General features: G+C 52.7%; 22 protein-coding genes and 1 pseudogene. 10 read left to right on the plus strand and 13 right to left on the minus strand.

Going from position 1 to position 14,331, the window contains the following annotated elements; genetic code table 11:
- Positions 1 to 573 precede the first annotated feature (573 nt).
- Together FS819_RS08700 and FS819_RS08705 are read right to left on the minus strand one after the other, a co-directional pair.
- Entirely contained in the window at positions 574 to 1,977 is a 1,404-nt protein-coding gene (locus tag FS819_RS08700; protein WP_409050150.1) for a TolC family outer membrane protein, read from the minus strand.
- A 627-nt stretch (positions 1,978 to 2,604) separates the two neighbouring features.
- Positions 2,605 to 3,258 (minus strand): protein-L-isoaspartate O-methyltransferase family protein, encoded by a 654-nt coding sequence (locus tag FS819_RS08705; RefSeq protein ID WP_162292193.1) that lies wholly within the window; start codon positions 3,256 to 3,258, stop codon positions 2,605 to 2,607.
- Positions 3,259 to 3,824: 566 nt separating this feature from the next.
- Between FS819_RS08705 and FS819_RS08710 the strand changes: the two genes are divergently transcribed.
- The gene (locus tag FS819_RS08710) at positions 3,825 to 4,340 is read left to right on the plus strand and encodes a hypothetical protein (protein ID WP_156551415.1); all 516 of its coding nucleotides are present in this window, start codon (positions 3,825 to 3,827) and stop codon (positions 4,338 to 4,340) included.
- Positions 4,341 to 4,824: 484 nt separating this feature from the next.
- Here FS819_RS08710 and FS819_RS08715 read toward each other — a convergent pair.
- A pseudogene (locus tag FS819_RS08715) lies at positions 4,825 to 4,940 on the minus strand (IS3 family transposase); the annotation flags it as partial.
- A 392-nt stretch (positions 4,941 to 5,332) separates the two neighbouring features.
- Between FS819_RS08715 and FS819_RS08720 the strand changes: the two are divergent.
- The 3 genes from FS819_RS08720 (at position 5,333) to FS819_RS08730 (ending at position 6,474) form a co-directional block, all read left to right on the plus strand.
- Complete coding sequence (locus FS819_RS08720) at positions 5,333 to 5,710, plus strand: hypothetical protein (RefSeq protein WP_156551414.1); 378 nt, start codon at positions 5,333 to 5,335, stop codon at positions 5,708 to 5,710.
- A 202-nt stretch (positions 5,711 to 5,912) separates the two neighbouring features.
- Positions 5,913 to 6,167: a BrnT family toxin gene (locus FS819_RS08725; protein ID WP_234624442.1), complete on the plus strand. Its 255-nt coding sequence runs from the start codon at positions 5,913 to 5,915 to the stop codon at positions 6,165 to 6,167.
- Entirely contained in the window at positions 6,157 to 6,474 is a 318-nt protein-coding gene (locus tag FS819_RS08730) for a BrnA antitoxin family protein (protein WP_156551412.1), read from the plus strand. Before FS819_RS08725 ends, FS819_RS08730 begins: the two co-directional genes overlap by 11 nt.
- Before the next feature lie 128 nt (positions 6,475 to 6,602).
- Here the strand turns inward: FS819_RS08730 and FS819_RS08735 are convergent, their stop codons facing one another.
- Entirely contained in the window at positions 6,603 to 6,818 is a 216-nt protein-coding gene (locus FS819_RS08735) for a hypothetical protein (RefSeq protein ID WP_156551411.1), read from the minus strand.
- Positions 6,819 to 7,409: 591 nt separating this feature from the next.
- Between FS819_RS08735 and FS819_RS08740 the strand changes: the two genes are divergently transcribed.
- Positions 7,410 to 8,237 (plus strand): hypothetical protein, encoded by an 828-nt coding sequence (locus FS819_RS08740; protein WP_156551410.1) that lies wholly within the window; start codon positions 7,410 to 7,412, stop codon positions 8,235 to 8,237.
- A 13-nt stretch (positions 8,238 to 8,250) separates the two neighbouring features.
- On the plus strand, positions 8,251 to 8,439 hold the full coding sequence (locus FS819_RS08745) for a hypothetical protein (RefSeq protein WP_156551409.1): 189 nt from the start codon (positions 8,251 to 8,253) through the stop codon (positions 8,437 to 8,439).
- A 280-nt stretch (positions 8,440 to 8,719) separates the two neighbouring features.
- On the opposite strand, the gene FS819_RS08750 is transcribed toward FS819_RS08745, so the two are convergent.
- Positions 8,720 to 8,899, minus strand: coding sequence for a hypothetical protein (locus FS819_RS08750; protein ID WP_070164998.1), 180 nt, complete (start codon positions 8,897 to 8,899; stop codon positions 8,720 to 8,722).
- A 322-nt stretch (positions 8,900 to 9,221) separates the two neighbouring features.
- Here FS819_RS08750 and FS819_RS08755 point away from each other — a divergent pair, with 322 nt between their 5' ends.
- Both FS819_RS08755 and FS819_RS08760 read left to right on the plus strand, forming a co-directional pair.
- The gene (locus FS819_RS08755; RefSeq protein ID WP_156551408.1) at positions 9,222 to 9,620 is read left to right on the plus strand and encodes a hypothetical protein; all 399 of its coding nucleotides are present in this window, start codon (positions 9,222 to 9,224) and stop codon (positions 9,618 to 9,620) included.
- 145 nt (positions 9,621 to 9,765) lie between these two features.
- Positions 9,766 to 9,933, plus strand: a complete 168-nt coding sequence (locus FS819_RS08760) for a Thivi_2564 family membrane protein (protein ID WP_015916376.1) — start codon at positions 9,766 to 9,768, stop codon at positions 9,931 to 9,933.
- A 43-nt stretch (positions 9,934 to 9,976) separates the two neighbouring features.
- Here FS819_RS08760 and FS819_RS08765 read toward each other — a convergent pair whose 3' ends face one another.
- The 5 genes from FS819_RS08765 to FS819_RS08785 are packed head-to-tail and all read right to left on the minus strand — an operon-like array spanning position 9,977 to position 11,855.
- Complete coding sequence (locus FS819_RS08765; RefSeq protein ID WP_070165000.1) at positions 9,977 to 10,387, minus strand: hypothetical protein; 411 nt, start codon at positions 10,385 to 10,387, stop codon at positions 9,977 to 9,979.
- Entirely contained in the window at positions 10,384 to 10,542 is a 159-nt protein-coding gene (locus tag FS819_RS08770; RefSeq protein ID WP_156551407.1) for a hypothetical protein, read from the minus strand. The genes FS819_RS08765 and FS819_RS08770 overlap by 4 nt, the downstream gene beginning before the upstream one ends.
- Positions 10,543 to 10,570: 28 nt before the next feature.
- Positions 10,571 to 11,011, minus strand: a complete 441-nt coding sequence (locus tag FS819_RS08775; protein WP_156551406.1) for a secretion protein HylD — start codon at positions 11,009 to 11,011, stop codon at positions 10,571 to 10,573.
- The gene (locus tag FS819_RS08780) at positions 11,008 to 11,250 is read right to left on the minus strand and encodes a hypothetical protein (protein ID WP_156551405.1); all 243 of its coding nucleotides are present in this window, start codon (positions 11,248 to 11,250) and stop codon (positions 11,008 to 11,010) included. Before FS819_RS08780 ends, FS819_RS08775 begins: the two co-directional genes overlap by 4 nt.
- Complete coding sequence (locus FS819_RS08785) at positions 11,247 to 11,855, minus strand: glycoside hydrolase family 19 protein (protein ID WP_197434244.1); 609 nt, start codon at positions 11,853 to 11,855, stop codon at positions 11,247 to 11,249. Before FS819_RS08785 ends, FS819_RS08780 begins: the two co-directional genes overlap by 4 nt.
- 85 nt (positions 11,856 to 11,940) lie before the next feature.
- Between FS819_RS08785 and FS819_RS08790 the strand changes: the two genes are divergently transcribed.
- Positions 11,941 to 12,192 (plus strand): type II toxin-antitoxin system RelE family toxin, encoded by a 252-nt coding sequence (locus FS819_RS08790; protein WP_156551403.1) that lies wholly within the window; start codon positions 11,941 to 11,943, stop codon positions 12,190 to 12,192.
- A 9-nt stretch (positions 12,193 to 12,201) separates the two neighbouring features.
- Positions 12,202 to 12,555, plus strand: a complete 354-nt coding sequence (locus FS819_RS08795; RefSeq protein ID WP_156551402.1) for a helix-turn-helix domain-containing protein — start codon at positions 12,202 to 12,204, stop codon at positions 12,553 to 12,555.
- 6 nt (positions 12,556 to 12,561) lie between these two features.
- Here the strand turns inward: FS819_RS08795 and FS819_RS08800 are convergent, their stop codons facing one another.
- Genes FS819_RS08800 through FS819_RS08810 form a run of 3 tightly spaced genes read right to left on the minus strand, consistent with a single transcriptional unit; the run spans position 12,562 to position 14,312 of the window.
- Positions 12,562 to 13,065 carry a hypothetical protein gene (locus tag FS819_RS08800; protein WP_156551401.1) on the minus strand — a complete coding sequence of 168 codons (504 nt, stop codon included), beginning with the start codon at positions 13,063 to 13,065 and terminating at the stop codon, positions 12,562 to 12,564.
- Position 13,066: 1 nt separating this feature from the next.
- Positions 13,067 to 14,137: a gp53-like domain-containing protein gene (locus FS819_RS08805; RefSeq protein WP_156551400.1), complete on the minus strand. Its 1,071-nt coding sequence runs from the start codon at positions 14,135 to 14,137 to the stop codon at positions 13,067 to 13,069.
- Entirely contained in the window at positions 14,121 to 14,312 is a 192-nt protein-coding gene (locus FS819_RS08810; RefSeq protein WP_156551399.1) for a hypothetical protein, read from the minus strand. The genes FS819_RS08805 and FS819_RS08810 overlap by 17 nt, the downstream gene beginning before the upstream one ends.
- Between the last annotated feature and the right edge of the window lie 19 nt (positions 14,313 to 14,331).

Raw genomic sequence — 14,331 nt, forward strand, 5'->3', positions numbered from 1 at the left:
AAACGGTTTGTAGCAGATGCCGCTAGCTGAACCGGACCTGGCTGGTTGGCCGCAACCGGCAAATCCATGGGCACAGCCTCAACGGAAAACGCATTGCCTGCAATATCCAGCTCGTCCACTTCACTGTCATAACCATAGGCATCATCGAAAGACCGGGCGGGTGCCGGCTCATTGCTTTCGATAATCCGGCGAATGGAGGCCAGGATCTCTTCCATGGACGGTTCACGCGATACATTCGGCTGGGCCATTACATTCCCCATTTGGCTTCAAACCCCATCGGCTTTTGCCATGTGATTCGCTTGACCTTAGGATACCCCTTTGCTCGAGGAAATCGCCTTCAAAAGCTTATAGCCCAAAATACACAGTTTTATGAGTTCAATCGAGGATTGTTTCGCCAGCCGGGCCGAATTATCCGGGATGAAGGCCATCATACCAAGGCGCGAAGATGCTCATGCATCCTCGCATTGAAGGCATTGCACCATATCTCAAATACATTGGACGTTTGAGATATGGCGCAAAGGCAATATCAACTGCCGTTTTCAATGACCGCGTGGGTTACTTGACCCCTTGGGTTTACTTGCCGTTGGCGGCCCGCAATCCGAACCACTTGTCCTTGACGGCATCGTAATGCTCTTCTGCCTTATATTCCGCCACCTGCAATCCCTGGCTCCTGACCGTCAACGTGCCGGTTGCCGCCAGCAATGAGTAGCTGGCCACCACTTCATTGCGCTGAGCATTTACGAGGCTTTCCTGAGCGTCGAGTGCGGTCTGCTGCGAGTTCAAAACGTCAAGGGTGATTTTCTGGCCGACATTGCGTTCCTCGATAACGCCTTGCAAGGCGAGCTTAGCCGCAGCAACCTGCTTGCGGCCCGACGTGATGGCCGCCGTTGCGGCTTGCATCTGGGCAAAAGCGGTCATGATCTGCTTTCGCACACTCAATCGGGCATAATCGACTTTCAGTTCCTGCGCACCAACGGTTTCCTTGGCTTTGCGGATCTGGCCATATTCCGAGCCGCCCTGATAGAGCGGAATTTTCACCTGCGCCGTAATCGAGGCCGCGGAATAATCACGGTCGGTCGACTCGCTCGGATTATCCGTATTGTGCCGATCAAGACTGCCCTGAAGGCTGACGCCCGGAAGCAGGCTGCCTTCAGCCGATTTCACCTGATATTGCGCCGAGGTTACCGCATGCAGCGCAGCAAGCACGCTGGGATGTTCTCTGATTCCCAAAGCAACGGCCTTGTCGAGATTGGTCGGCATTGCCTTGGTGGCGCGCACGGGCTGGCGCACGTCCTTCGGCATCTCGCCGACCACCTGCATATAGGATGCCTCGCTCTGTCTCAACTGGGCGATCGCGGAGGCCAGCAGACTATCGGCACCCGCCAGCTGCGCCTCTGCCTGGCTGACATCAGTTTTGGTGCCTTCGCCTACCTCCAGCCGCGCATTGGCAGCCTTGAGCTGTTCCTTGAGGAAGTTCAGGTTCTGGCGGCGGATACCGACGATCTGCTGGTCCCGCGCCACATCGGCATAGGCCTGGGCTGCGCCGAGCAGGATCTGGATTTCATCCGCCTTCATGCTTTCCCGATTTGAAAGCACGCCCGCTTCTGAGGAGCGCACATTGTTCAGCGTCTGGAATCCATCAAAAATCTGCTGGGTCAATGTCAGCTGCACGTCGGATTTATAATAATCCGCCGAATATTTATCCGCTGGGATATTACCGACGGCGGTGCCGTTGAAATTGGCAAAGGAAGACTGAGTGCCGGAGACGGAAAAGCCCAGTTGCGGCCTGTAGCCGGCCTTGGCAATCGTCACGCTCTCATCCGTTGCCCTCAGAGCGGCACGCACCGAGTTCAGATCAGGATTGTTCTTATAAGCCTTCTCCATGGCGCCGAAAATGGTTTCGGCATGCAGCACGGCAGGTTGAAAAAACAGCGGAAGAAATGCTGCGGCATAGGCCACTTTACGAAGGCTCGACAAGGATACATCTCCCAACTTTAATTAAGCCAAGGCCCTATCCATCATGGAAGGGCCGGCCCCGAAGGACCGCCTGAATGTTTTACTAGCATTCTCATGTGAAGCCGATTCTCTCCAACTTGTCACCAACATTGGAAATGACTCTCACCCATCCCCTGCATTGCTGACAAGATGACGATAGACTCACCATCAAACGACGACAGCCCTTATTCTAAGGGCCTAGATTGCGTGAAGCTGACCACAAATCATCCTAGGAGAATTCATAGGCTGAGCCCGCAGAATTACAGGAGTTTGACAAGAGCCTGACAGCTTGCATTTCATGCCGCCCAAAAAAATCAATGATGTTAAGAATTGAACGAAAATAACTTTAAAACAAGAAACAGCCACACGGTCATCCACAACCAAAATGGATAGAAACAAAAAATGCAACCGCCATGCGGAAATAGATGATGGAACAGTCCGGGGCAAGACCAGAAGCCATGCCAAAAATACCAGGACTTGACGATGTGAAACACCGTCTTGCCTTGAGAGCATTTTGAATATCCCAAATGCACCAAGGACTTCAGATATTCAAAACTCAATACGAACGATCATTCACAATGACCGTTCGTAAACCTCATGTCGCGATGATCAGAAGACGAATTCGCGCGCTTTTTCAAAGCCCGGAAGCGGCTTGATCGACGCATTGAAAAGTGAGCTTGTCGAAACAGAACCACCGGCCTTGACGAAGACATGGGCACGGACGGCACGGCCGCTACCGACTACTCCAATCAAACGACCACCGTCACGCAATTGATCGAACAGTGCCGGAGGCACTTCTTCGACCGACCCACTCAGGAAAATCAGATCGTAAGGAGCTTCTTTGGCATAGCCAGCCTCCAGCGGACATTGAACGACCGTGACATTCGCGGCACCCAGCTTTTCAAGATTGGACTTTGCAGCACTGGCCAGCTGCTCATCGCTTTCAACGGCAAAAACCGCACCGGCCAGCCGTCCAAGCAAAGCCGACACATAACCGGTGCCCGCTCCGATTTCCAGGACCAGCTCACTGCGGCCAATTTCCGCTAGTTGCAAAAGCTTGGCAAGCGGCGACGGATCCATCAGATAGCGACCGGGTGCGACCTGAATATCTTCATCGATATAAGCCAGGGCTTTCAGATTGTCCGGCACAAAGGCTTCCCGCGGTACGGACAGAAAAGCCGAAAGCACGGAATGAGAGGTTACATCCGTCGTTCGAATTTGGCCGTCCACCATTTTCGCCCGCGCTGCTTCAAAATCGATCATATCGTTGCCCATTTTACACCGGTTGCGTCTGCCGCGGGACACCGCTGGCAAACAATCCAAAGCCGCCGCCCCGACATGTTCCGAAGCGGCTCCATATCACCGCTCGTCGCGTCTCCGATGACCGAAAACAACGCCGTAGAACCTGAGAGCTGCCACTGCCAAGGGCGCCATCCCCAAAGGGATCACACCATTTGCTATAGCGTGTTTAATCGGCGGCAACGCAGCTTTCAAGCCATGTCGGGCAAGAGCCTCTAAAATCTCTGCCTGCAATGAATCAAGCCCCGCAAAGCCCTTACAGCGCCGTGCGTTTCATAAAACGCACAAAGGACACAGTAACACTTTAAATTTGCTGCATAATTTTCTCCTTAAAGCGATTCCGACTTAAGGAACTATGCAGTCGCTTTTTCAACCTGGATCTGAAACGTTCAAGGCCGGAAAGCGTTGCGTATGGAGACATGAAGTTCATCGCAATGAAATTGCATTAAGCACGAATCAACCCAATATTGGTCAAAAAACCCCTAGTAATTCAGTGTATTTTTTCTGCATTCTAGATTACGATTCAAATCGTGGGGACTGAATCAAAGCAATACCGGGATCAGGCAGCAGGTGCAACGTATTACGACGGCATGACAACATCAAATTTGATGTCGATTGCTGCGGATACATCCTGCGCGAAATTCACCATACCGTATTTGCTACGAATTGAGCATCCCACTCGCATATCAAATGAAATAAACGTTGCAAACGGCGCGACCATGATAAAACCGAGAGACATCGTTGGAAGTTCAATCAAGGAATTGGCCTTCTGCGCACACTACATGCATATAACTTTCTCCAATCACTATCGGCTGACGGCTTCTCTTGCCGCAATCTTTGGTGATGAGCCGAAAGAGAAATATGTCGGTGACATCATCCTGTCCGTCAACGATTGCGGCGAAGGCATGCTCATCCGTTTCCTGCGCCGCTGGCCGCTGCTGATCGGCGCTCCTGACGAGGCAACAGCAAACCCGGCCATCATGACGCTGCGCCACGGATCACAAGTGCTGACCTGGCAATTCGAACACCAGGATGCCGAGATTTAAGACAGAGAGTCATTAAAAATGGCGGTCCGTGTTTTGCACATGGATGTTATCGTTGATATTGATCCCAGTTGAACGCGACATGCGATAGTATAAATCGCACTATCGAAATAATTTTCGCAAAAATGGAAATAGGACCGGCGGCTCCTGCCCTATAGCTCCATAGCCTGACCTCGTCAGCGAAAACAGCTTATCCTCTCCTCGCTCCGAGCGCGTCATATAGAGCATGTTCAATGCTTGCAGGATCGCAGGCGTCATCCCTGTCGACCAAGGCAAATCATTCGCATTCACGTCCCGGCCGCCGGCATCGTAAAGCGTCTGCAAGATATAGTGGAGATCACCGTGCGTCATACGCCATTGTTACATGCCGACGCTGATTTGAACAGTCGCAGGTCCCAACCGACACGCGGATCGATGGCTTGTTACAGCACATGAACACCACCAATCCACAGGTCTTGCGAAATTCGATTGCGCATTGACGGTCGTTAATGTTCACGATCCAAACCGCCTGATGCAGATCGTAGTGATGCGATGATAGCCATACCGCCCACGCTGGAGAGCGAGTGCCGTGAGATCGGCGGTCAAGGCCGATTCATCGTGTAGGGGTCGTTGCGAGGAAGGACGCGCGGGGCTTAGACGTTTCCCCTGCCTGCCTCCGCGGCGGCCTCATCCAGCAGCGGAATCCACTCAATCAACGTCATTGCCTACGACAAACCGTTATCGGTTTTATGATCAAGAATCCTTCGCGCTTTACACTTCACGTCATCCTTGGGACGCGAATCATTCACCTTCTGCATCACAGCACAGACAATTAGCGTAAAATAAAAAAAATTGAATTTATATTTTCATTCAATTTTTAATTACAAATATTTTACAAAACTTAACAAACCAATCCTGATAAAACGCCTCACCTGGGCTGATAAGCCGCGTCTTTACACGAAAATATACTTGATCTGCAGAGAGCGAACTGGTGAAATCCGGCTCTCACCCTGCAAATGCGCCCAATCTCTCCTGGAATCGGCATCATCTCTTTGAACCCCGAAGAGGCGCTCGTACTACAAAACGAGCCTTTTTCAGCACTCCAGCGCGCAGCAGTCGGAATCGTAATCGACACCGGGCCTTTTGCGGGATTGACAAAAACCATTGAGAAGCCATCGATTAGTCACTTGGGAACTAAATCTGTCACACGCTCAAAACCGCTTGGCGGAGCAGCAAGCAAAAAACTGCCATACGCTGAAAATAACGGCGGCAAATCAGAGATTTACATATGGGAGAAGAAGGGAATGGAGGCCTCGCCCGGAAGGCCGGAACCTCCATTCATTCAAGATTTTACCGGTCATCGGGCCACACTTTCCCGGAAAATTTTTCCATGAAAAATCAATGCCGCTTGCCACACCCGGCCACACTAGTCACAGCCGTAAACCGATATCGCCGAATCCCACTTGACTTAAAAACGCTCAATGCGTGTGGCGGCATTTAGGGACCGTTAGAATTATGCGACAAAACATTCGGCGGCACTATTTTTCGTGTACTTTTATTCTTGCCCATGCATGATTTTACGTGTACGGAAATACCATAAAGATAATCTGGGATGAGCCGAAGCGATTGGCCAATCTACACAAGCACGGCTTTGATTTTGCAAACGTGGTCGATTTCAGATGGGAAACAGCGATTATCGATGCAAGCCATTCCAGGTGCGGGAAAGCCATTGGTTACTATGCGGACGGAACTGCTGTGGTGATTTTCGCCAAGCTTGGCCCGGACACAATGTCCATCATCAGCTTTCGTCAAGCCAGCGCCAAAAAAAGAGAAGCTCTGCATGGGCACTAAACATCCAACCAAGCCCAACTTCGAGCCGGGCAACGGCTATACGCAAGAGGATTGGGAAGCAGTTGATAGTTCTGAGCTGACGGTCGAAGAAATTGCCAATATGCGGCCTGCAAAGGAGGTCCTTCCAGCCTCATTCTTTGATGGGCTGGCTGAAGCACGTAAAACCCGTGGACGCCCCAAGGTGGAAAAGCCCTTGGTGCCTGTGACGTTGCGGCTGGAACCGGATGTGCTGGAGGCCTTCAAGGCATCCGGCAAGGACTGGCGCGGCAAGATGAAGGAGGCCTTGCGCAAGGCGTCCGGCATCTAAAGCCTTTTCTATTTGAGCGATGGCCGGGATATGTCCCGGCCATTTATCTTTCCTATCTATGCAAGAGGCAGATCCTTCCCACCCATAACAACCACCTCCCCGACATCTTTCCCATGCCACCCCGCACCCTATAAAGTCGGCCCAACCGTCGCGAACTGGAAATCCTTGAACACTTCGCGGACACTCTTGCAGTCATTGAGGGAGATAATAAACCGACCTTTGACCGTCTTCAGGTGTTCGGCCATTTCGGTAAAGCGCTGGCGATTGAAGGCATCCCTGCCATAATCGCCTTCGTTTCCGAAATTAAGGCGGACCGAGGTAAAACAGAATGCCGGCTCGGTCATAGCGACCGATAAACTTTGCCCAGTCCAGGTTTTCTATAACGACGCCGGACAGGCGTTCATAGACTTTCTCCAGAACAACGCCGAACCGTCCGCTTTGACGAGTAACCCTCATTGAAATTAACGACGATTGTGAAACTGGCCGCTTAAACTCAAACAATAATATTGAGAAAACCCGTGTGCAGCACCGAGAATACAACCCGTATTCTGGACCTTCCGATCAGATGGAACCTGCGTGCGCGGGCGCTATTCAGGCAGCCTTCATAGGATTGTCGAGCAGGACCGCTTTGAGATTAAAGAGTTGGTCTATTTGGCGTAGGCCAGTGCCGAAGGTTCGAACTATGAGGAAATAAAAAAGGTTCTACATGGGCGCTACACATCCACCCAAGACCAACTTCGAGCCGAAGCAATGGCTATTTCTCCTTTTGAAAGAAACCACCCAAAAAAAGTTACATCTTTCCACCGCATATAGTTATTAATTATACATAAATATCTTACTCGTAAATTGCGCTCCGCCTTAAAATATGGCAAAAATATGTCATGGCCGAATAAGACTTAATTTAGCCCGGCCTATTGGGCCGGGGGGCCGAAACAATGAAAACCACATGCTGGATTCTCGCGTCGGCTTTGCTTAGCCTGTCTTCTTGCGGCTTGGCAGTGCCCGAAATTGAAGAATTTTGGGGAAACTCAACGGATGCGGCCCTGAAGGTCAATGCAATTGCGGGCCAGATTAAGTGTGAAATAGGTCGAGCCGTCTCCAATATACTGGTTGAAGATCGAAACCTTGAGCAAGGCAAACGACAATACGAATGGCTAGAAAAGTGGGCCGCAGTAGTATCAATGCAGTTTACTATAAATGAGAAATCGGCGTTTAGCCCAAGCCTTAATCTTATAAATGTGAGGTCGGCCACCGAGACATTCACTGGCAGTCTCGGAGCTGGTCTATCATCAGAGGCCACGCGAACCGACAAACTCAGCGCGACATTTTATTTCAATGAACTTGTCAACCGCAAGTCGATGGATCTCACCTGCATTCCAGCCCAAACTTGGAAGGGTGACCTCTTTGTCTCAAGCGATCTCAAAATCGAGCAATGGCTACAAATCGCTTTGACTCCAGAGAAAATGAATATTGTTTCATATAGGAAGAATGGCAGAGCGGATGCGATCTCACACGAGATTAAGTATGAAATAATATCAAATGGTTCCGCGAACCCATCATGGAAGCTTGTAGATGTTTCAAACAACACCGGACAAAGTTCAGTGTTTGATGTCAAGCGCGGTCGCGTCCAGACCCTCACCATCACCATGGGGCCAACGGAAGGTAAGGGAGACAACCGAACCCTAAGGCCACAGGCAAGAGACCTTTTACAATCGAATACTATTGGTGCAGGCATCGCCGCTGCAATCGCTAACACTCGCTGAAAAGGAACACATTATGGCACACAAAATAACTGCGCAGGATGTGAAGAACATGGGCTGGCCTAATATGACCGACGAGCAGATAACGCATGACCTGCAAAAAAGAGGTATCAAAGGAAAAATCGAGAAAATTCTTGGAAAGAGGACCATTTGTTTACCAGACCCGGGGACCAACGAACTTACGAACCTCATTCCATTGGAATGAACTGTATTCTTCTCAACGAAAATTCATGCCCTCGATAGGAAACTGATCGAAACTGAGAGGCGATAAATGCTGATCTGTTACCAGAGTTGCAAGAAAGTGCACAGTCCTTTGCCAAGCGCTATAAAAAAGGCCGGAAGATCACTCTTCCGGCCTTTTCTCTAAGTTTCGGAGCGAGGCACTGCTCGATCTCGTAATTCGCGGTCAGCCTCTTCAATTGCCCGAGACAAAAGGTAGGCCAGCATCACTTTGCCTTCCGCTTCGGCGATGGCCAGAACCGTCCTTAACTCGGCAGCGACAAACTCAAGGTCTTCCGAGCCTCGCAAGTTCTTGTTTCCAGCAATCGCCCGTCTGGATCGTTTTCCATTTGAGCCATACTTATCAGGTACGATAGGAATATTTCACCTTCCCTCTCCGCCAACAGTTTTGCCACGTTCAAATGCTCAGCAATAATTTTGTTCATATTTATATCCCCAACCAATTATCGAAGGATAACAAAACGATTGATGAAAACATCCCTGAATCAATAGTGGTATTGGTCACATACTAATTAAACTTAGTCGGACGGCGTCAGGATATACGACAATATACATCTTAAAAATTGCAATTTAAATTCAATATGTATTTCTAGATTGTTTCCGAAAAATTATTATCGAACCTAATCCGGCAAAAGCACATGTTGTGATCTTCAAGCCCTACACAAACCGGGAAAACCCCATGCCGCCCCTTCCACTTATCCGCGATAAGTGATTACTCATGCACGGGGATTAAATTAGGGGGCTGCCATGAGAGTTCAATATGTTGCCTTGGTCGCTTTGGCGGCCATTTCTAGCTGTGCAAAACGGCCTGATGCAATTGTTCCTGTAGACATTCCGATGGCTGCCTATACGAACATGGACTGTCAGGCGATTGCCCAGGAAATGGTGAAAGAGCAGGGCCATCTCGCTGCTATATCGAAACAACAAAATGATGCTGCAAATGGCGATGCTCTCGGCGTCTTCCTTCTCGGCGTACCCGTATCAAGCACCTTCGGTGGGGACAAAGAAGGGCAAGTTGCAGTCACCAAGGGCAAGATAAACGCTATGGAATCGGCCATGCGAAGCAAGGGCTGCAACGCTCCTCCGGCCGAAAAAATTCCAACCAGACCAGTTGCTGGAAGTAAGCCGACTCCCAAGGCACCCTAACGCAGCGATTGCGTCGCCAATGGTCTATCGTTTAAATCTACACAAAGGTGGGGTTGCTATTTTGTGAGCCCCTCCCCTTTCCTTTTGAAATCACAGCATTAGGTTCCACCGCACGGCGCAATCAAGCGTCTTTAGGAGTGGGGCTTTGGGTACTTCAATTCTCATCAGCATCCTGATCACCTTTCTGGTAATCGTGCTGATTCTCTATCTCATTGGCATGTTGCCGATTGATGGCCGGGCAAAACAGATAGCCCGTCTCGTCGTAATCATCATCGGCATCCTTTCGCTGCTGAAGTACATTGCGGTGTTCTAAATCACAAAACCCCGCCAGGATGCTGCCGGGGTTTTTGGCTTGCTCATCGCCCATAGGATGGCAGAGGCGGAACGCCGCGTTGCGCCGCCTCGATCCGCTGTAAGATTTCCCGCATAACCCGCAGATCGCCGCTTTGCCCGCTGGCCGTTATTTGCAGTTCCTTGATGGCCTGTGAGATCGAGGTGGCAGATTGTTCGGCAACTGTGACGCGATAGGACAGGTTATCGAGCTTGCGCAGCTCAACCTCGTTCACCTTGAAACGCTCCTCGATTTTGCCGTCAGCATTGCCAAGCCGGCCTTCCACGGCCACGCGCCAGCGCTTCAGCTCGTCAATGTCACTATTGGTTTGCGCCCAGGCATAGCCGCCGCCAGCGATGATGCTGACCAGCGTCGTGAGATTGATCCAGGTGTTGATATTGTATTTCGGCGGCTTTGCCGCTGGTTCGTCCGTCACGTCCCGCCCCTTTGCAGTGCATTGATGGTGTCGGCCTTGGCGGCATTTGTGACGCGACAATCGGCCAGCGCCTTTCGGTCCCTACCCCACAGCCGGTATTCAGCCGTCCGATCCGTGCCAGCAGGAATAAACACAGGTGCATCGCAATCAGCCATGATACTGGCCGAGACACTTGGTTTGCGATCAGCGGTCGGTTGCGCCGATGGCGTTGAGAGCGTTTCGCACCCTGTCAGGCATAGCAGAGCAGGCAGGAGCGGCACCCGCCCCAGCAGCAGCATTCGGTTTCGCATTATCCTTTTCCCTTTCCTCGGCAAGCGCTGCTTCCAATCCGGCGACCTGCCCGACATGGGCGGCCATGGTGGTGACCAAGGCCGCATCGGCGGCATTGATCTGTTTCTGTTGGGCTTCGATTTTGGCGAGCTGAAGCAAGTCTGCCTTGCGTTGGGCCTCTGCCCACTGCTGGCGGATCTCAGTCCGACCAGCTTCTTTCAGCGACGATGCCCAGCGATGCAGGCCCAGGCCTGCGATAAGCACGGCAACAATCAAGGCGATGCCGCGCCAGTCGAGCTTTTTTTCGCGGAGCGCCTTTAACGCATTCCAGGCAGTCAGGGCGATAGCAATCATCGGCAATCACCCTTGCCGTCGCGGTCATGGGCCGGTTGCCAACCAACCGGAGGCTGGGGCTTCATCATCCCCGCAGGCCCATCGCGCCAGGTGTTGATCAGGATCTTGGCAAGGCCGAGCAATCCGACAATCTTCAAGGAAACCGCCTCGCTAAAAAACGCCGTCCAGTCGAACAGCGCCAGCGCCGGGATCGCCGCGATGAGCGTGTTGATGATGTTGTGCAGGAGATTGGTGTTCATGCCGCCCCCACCAGAGCTGTATGGAAGGCCTTGCCATAGGCGGCAACGACACCCGCACTTTCCGTGCCGTTGATAATGCGGCGGGCATTCACCCAATCCGTCTTGTTGCCTTGGAAGAAATCATCCAGCTTGACGCGGGTGAACAGGCCTTCACTCATGCCTGTGAACATCACCTTCAGGGCTATATCTTCGCGCATCGCCAAAACTGGATTGGCCACCAGATCAACACCAATAGCATTACCCAACGTGGTGTAGTTGCTCTTGTGCGTGAGCTGGACATAGCCACGTCCAAGCCAGCTTTTGCCATCAGCTCCAATCCGCCAATAAGCCGACTTCACCCAGGGCATCGTGCCTTTCGCCCAAGAGCGATCCAGAATGGCGATAGCCTGTTTATCCGAAGCCGCTCTCGTTTCACGAACTGGCTGCATCGTTTGGGCAGTCTCGTGGAAGGCCGTAGCCAGCATATAGGCCAACCACCGCAGATCGGTCATTGTGCTGGCCTGCCAGGCGTCGAGAATGGCCGTGATACCATTCACCTGATTTTGCGTGAGCGCACCGCCAAACAGCGACGTGCGTACCGCCGCGAAGAATTTCGCGCGATCCATAATGATCATCCTTTTCTTGGATTTTTTGGCTGCAATCCTCTCGCAACCCGTTGTAAATTAGTTCGCTATTTGCTATCTTTAATTCATGAAAAAGATCGCATATAGCAAATCATCATTGAAGGTTCTTCGCCGCCTGCCAACCAATGAGGCAAAGCGGATTACCCAGAAGATCGAGCAATATGCGAGCGATCCGCAGTCCATGGCGAACAACGTAAAGGCACTGACCGGCTCGCCTTACATCCGGTTGCGGGTAGGTGATTGGCGGGTGATCATGGACGATCAAGGCAGCGTCCTTGAAATCCTCAAGATCGGCCCGCGTGGCAGTGTCTACGAATAGGAGATGACAATGCAGACCATCATTACCCCGAACGGCGAAACGCTAGTCGTGCTGCCCCTGGCAGAATACGAAAGCCTGATCGACCGCAGCGACATTGCAGCGGCGGATAAGGTCAAGGCCGATATCGCCGCAGGTGACGACGAGCTTGTTCCCGCCGAAGTCGTCAACCAGCTTCTTGCCGGTGAAAATCCGGTCAAGGTCTGGCGCACGTTTCGCAAGATGACGGCGCGGGAATTGGCAGAACAGGCCGGTATCAGCGCGCCCTATGTTTCCGAGATCGAGAGCGGCAAGAAGGACGGAAGCTTTGCGACGATGAAGAAGATCGCAGAGGCTCTTAGCGTCGATCTGGACGATCTGGCGTAAATTCGCCTAAAACTCGGCAGCCCATACCCAAAGGCTATCGAGCTGCTCACCGGAAATGCCGAGCAAGACCGCCACTTCGTCAATGGCAGGATTGGACCGTTCAAAGCTTACGGCCTCGGTAATCTCGATGCGTAGATCCGCAGCCGCCTGTTTGTCATCCATGGCATCGACCAACGCCAGTACATCCGCCTTATTGACATCAATGCGCGAGGCGGCCAGCCAGAACTGGCGAGGCGTCAGCGTTGGCATGACAGGCGCGACTGGAGGTGGCTGGTATTCAATCACAACCCCGTCAATCAGCTTGCGCAGGGACGGAAAGCTCAGCATCTCGCTTCGCTGCGCTGGAGTGATCTCCACAGCCTCATTCGGAATCAGGCAGTCGGGGTTTGGCTGATGACCAGTAACCTCGCCCACCTCACCATAGACCGGCAGTTGCCGAGCGCCGTGAACCGCGTCATCGTAAAACGCTTTCGCAAAGCCATCGGCGTCAACTATCGCGTATATCGCCATATCAATCTCCTATCGCTATCCAATGGACTAAAGTGCCGACGTGGCCGCTCAGCGCACCGCCTGCTGAAAGAACCCGCGAGCGAATATCAAAGCCGTTCTTGGTGAGCTGCGAGACCGTGATCGAAAGAGCATTGGCCGCCGGCATGACGTTGTCCGCAACCGGTGCCACCGCCCAACATGCCGACGTGAAGGCGACCGGAAGCGGCTGATAATAGTCGCTGTAGTTGCTGTTCGACGATGATCCCCACTGGATCAGTGGGCCGCCTGGAATTCTCTGGTAACCGGTCGCGGCCATCTGTCGCCCCGACCCAAAATCCGACCAGATCCGACCGATATCGACATAATCCACCTGCCCTCGCAACGACGTGCCGTCCCAGCCGATATAGATTTTGTTGCCGCCTTGGCCGGTCCCACCGCCCTGCTGGACTGGCGTAAATCCCAGATTGGTCTGTGCGCCGAGCTTTGCCCGTCTGGCAGCCGGATCGCCCTCGACATAGGCGTTTGTCCAAAGGGCACCCATCTGCGTGGCATCGACCTGTGCCAACAATCCAGACCCATCGGTCGCCCAGCCTATCTTGATGATATTGTTGCTTCCTTGGCCAGTCCCGCCGCCCTGCTGGACGGCACCCAAAGTCGAACGCGCCGCAGCGGCATCCGCATCATCGAGTAACGAGCGCGCGAAGGCCGTTAGTGTCGTCAGTCCCATTTGCCCCGACCCGGTAAAATAGCTGAGCCGGTTGGCAAGGCCTTGAAGTCCGCCCAGCGCTTCGAGATTGCCGGAATTGCCCAGCAGATCGATCAACTGCCGGGCCTGCGCCGAAATCCGCGACCCGTCACCCTGATAGCGCAGTCGGTAGGCCGCGCCATTCAGCATTCCACCCCGCCAGGGTTGGGCCAATGTCAGCGCCGTGTCGCTGGTGACCGCGCCGACAATCCCGCAATATCCATCGGCAAACAGCAGATCCCCTTCGGCAAAGCCCGCCGTTAACCAGGCCGTGCCGGAGCCGGTGACGGCCGTTGCGCCTGTGGCAACCGAGATCGTGCCCGCCCTATAATCACTGCGCAGCGCCATCGGCATTCTCCTGCTCATTGGTGGTGGTCAAAGCATTCAGTTCGGCTTGCAGCTGGTCGCGCTCGGCGCTGACCTCGGCCAAGGTCTGGGCGAGTGCCAGATTGCGCTGCTTCAGAAAGTCGGCCTGGGCGGACAGTTCGCGATAGGCGACATCGGGGTGAATGTTCATGGTCATGATAGGCCTTTCGGTGGAA

This window comes from Allorhizobium sp. Av2, from assembly GCF_021462805.2.
GTDB lineage: Bacteria > Pseudomonadota > Alphaproteobacteria > Rhizobiales > Rhizobiaceae > Allorhizobium > Allorhizobium vitis_G.

Coding starts and splice junctions, on each gene's coding strand:
- FS819_RS08720 (WP_156551414.1), top strand. CDS start 5,333: ATGCGCCCAATCTCTCCTGGAATCGGCATCATCTCTTTGAACCCCGAA.
- FS819_RS08740 (WP_156551410.1), top strand. CDS start 7,410: ATGAAAACCACATGCTGGATTCTCGCGTCGGCTTTGCTTAGCCTGTCT.
- FS819_RS08705 (WP_162292193.1), bottom strand. CDS start 3,258: ATGATCGATTTTGAAGCAGCGCGGGCGAAAATGGTGGACGGCCAAATT.
- FS819_RS08795 (WP_156551402.1), top strand. CDS start 12,202: ATGCAGACCATCATTACCCCGAACGGCGAAACGCTAGTCGTGCTGCCC.
- FS819_RS08780 (WP_156551405.1), bottom strand. CDS start 11,250: ATGAACACCAATCTCCTGCACAACATCATCAACACGCTCATCGCGGCG.
- FS819_RS08805 (WP_156551400.1), bottom strand. CDS start 14,137: ATGGCGCTGCGCAGTGATTATAGGGCGGGCACGATCTCGGTTGCCACA.
- FS819_RS08770 (WP_156551407.1), bottom strand. CDS start 10,542: ATGGCTGATTGCGATGCACCTGTGTTTATTCCTGCTGGCACGGATCGG.
- FS819_RS08755 (WP_156551408.1), top strand. CDS start 9,222: ATGAGAGTTCAATATGTTGCCTTGGTCGCTTTGGCGGCCATTTCTAGC.
- FS819_RS08730 (WP_156551412.1), top strand. CDS start 6,157: ATGGGCACTAAACATCCAACCAAGCCCAACTTCGAGCCGGGCAACGGC.
- FS819_RS08790 (WP_156551403.1), top strand. CDS start 11,941: ATGAAAAAGATCGCATATAGCAAATCATCATTGAAGGTTCTTCGCCGC.
- FS819_RS08735 (WP_156551411.1), bottom strand. CDS start 6,818: ATGACCGAGCCGGCATTCTGTTTTACCTCGGTCCGCCTTAATTTCGGA.
- FS819_RS08800 (WP_156551401.1), bottom strand. CDS start 13,065: ATGGCGATATACGCGATAGTTGACGCCGATGGCTTTGCGAAAGCGTTT.
- FS819_RS08785 (WP_197434244.1), bottom strand. CDS start 11,855: ATGGATCGCGCGAAATTCTTCGCGGCGGTACGCACGTCGCTGTTTGGC.
- FS819_RS08750 (WP_070164998.1), bottom strand. CDS start 8,899: ATGAACAAAATTATTGCTGAGCATTTGAACGTGGCAAAACTGTTGGCG.
- FS819_RS08810 (WP_156551399.1), bottom strand. CDS start 14,312: ATGACCATGAACATTCACCCCGATGTCGCCTATCGCGAACTGTCCGCC.
- FS819_RS08775 (WP_156551406.1), bottom strand. CDS start 11,011: ATGATTGCTATCGCCCTGACTGCCTGGAATGCGTTAAAGGCGCTCCGC.
- FS819_RS08745 (WP_156551409.1), top strand. CDS start 8,251: ATGGCACACAAAATAACTGCGCAGGATGTGAAGAACATGGGCTGGCCT.